The sequence below is a fragment of the Vibrio sp. R-1 genome (genome assembly GCF_035615595.1).
Taxonomy (GTDB): domain Bacteria; phylum Pseudomonadota; class Gammaproteobacteria; order Enterobacterales; family Vibrionaceae; genus Vibrio; species Vibrio cholerae.
In genome coordinates this window covers 1-1,624 of sequence record NZ_WPDC01000176.1, presented here as the reverse complement: position 1 = coordinate 1,624, position 1,624 = coordinate 1, and the positions used below count along the sequence as shown (strand labels likewise).

General features: G+C 50.7%; 2 protein-coding genes. Both read right to left on the bottom strand.

Going from position 1 to position 1,624, the window contains the following annotated elements:
* Positions 1-519 (bottom strand): DUF58 domain-containing protein (locus GOU96_RS17375; RefSeq protein ID WP_324702053.1); only part of this gene is annotated, 519 nt, incomplete at its 3' end.
* Positions 520-522: 3 nt separating this feature from the next.
* Positions 523-1,479: an AAA family ATPase gene (locus GOU96_RS17370; protein WP_267783161.1), complete on the bottom strand. Its 957-nt coding sequence runs from the start codon at positions 1,477-1,479 to the stop codon at positions 523-525.
* Between the last annotated feature and the right edge of the window lie 145 nt (positions 1,480-1,624).

Genomic DNA, 1,624 nt, shown 5'->3' with positions numbered 1-1,624 from the left:
TGGAATATGCTGCGCTTCAACGCATGCCGCTAAGATGGCAAGCACGCCGCGCTGGCGGCTACCGGGTTTGATTTCGATCAGCCGATGCCCCAAATCAATCACTGCGCCAACTCGGTCTTGTTGTTTCACGGCAAGCCAGCTTAGCAAGCTTGCCAAATGCGCCGCTTGCACCGATTTCAGCAGTAAACAGGAGCCAAACTGCATCGAGGGACTGAGATCGATATAGAGCACCACCGTTCTTTCGCGCTCTTCACTGAACAGCTTAGTATGGGGTTTACCTGTTCGTGCGGTGACTCGCCAATCAATCGAACGAATGTCATCCCCCGCTTGATATTGGCGCACTTCCGAGAAATCCATCCCACGTCCTAAACGCCGACTCTGATGCTGGCCGACGCGCTGTGACCAAATTTGACGTGCCGGGGGTAAAAAATGCACGGTTTGCTGCTCATAAGCGAGCAACTCCTCCAAACACAAAGACACCCCATTTGCATGTAAGGGGAGGGCGTGTGGCATCGTCATGATTTATGCACTACCAACCAGTGACAACAGATGCGAGATGATTTGATTTGGGTAAATTCCTTCCGCTTGCGCCTGATAGCTGAGCAACAGTCGATGGCGCAGCACAGAGAATGCCATTACTTGTACATCATCCGGCGTGACAAAATCGCGTCCTTGTAACCAAGCGCGAGCACGGGCGCAGCGATCCAGCGCAATCGTCGCGCGTGGGTTGACTCCCATCGTCAGCCATTGTGCCAGTTTGGTATCGTAGTTGGCAGGATGGCGCGTCGCCATCACCAGTCGTACGAGGTAGTTTTCAATCGCTTCAGCCATATGCACATTGAGCACCTCTTGGCGAGCACTAAACACCTGCTGCTGGGTTAGCAAAGGTTTATTGATGGCTTGTTGCCCTTTTGCCTCACCTCGGTTGAGGCGCAAAATCGCCAACTCATCTTCCGCATTGGGGTAGTTCACCTCTAAATGCAGTAAAAAGCGGTCGAGCTGAGCCTCGGGAAGCGGATAAGTCCCCTCTTGCTCAATCGGGTTTTGGGTTGCCATCACCAAAAAAAGTTCAGGTAAACGATAGGTTTTACGGCCTGCAGAAATCTGTTTCTCCGCCATCGCTTCGAGCATTGCCGCCTGCACTTTGGCGGGGGCACGGTTTATCTCATCGGCCAGCACCAAGGCGTTAAAAATGGGGCCAGATTGAAAGACAAATTCGCCCGTTTCTGGACGATACACATCGCTGCCAGTTAGATCGGCTGGGAGTAAGTCAGGGGTAAATTGAATGCGGTGAAAATCACCTTCAATACAATCAGCCAGTGATTTGACGGCACGTGTTTTCGCCAGCCCCGGCGGGCCTTCCACCAGAATATGTCCATCAGCCAGCAGAGCAATCAGCAGTTGGTTGATTAAATCCGTTTGACCTATGACTTGTTGGTTTAGGTAGTGCTGCAAAGTTTGAAAGGATTGAAACGACATGAAAACTTCTACTCCTAGATTTCTCAGCGATTAGTGTTGCGTAACATCCAGAAAGTTCCACAAAAAATCCCACAGCTAGCATGGGTGTTGAAAAAATGCGCATTTGTATGTGGTTGAACATAAAAAGCGACTATTTTAGTGAATG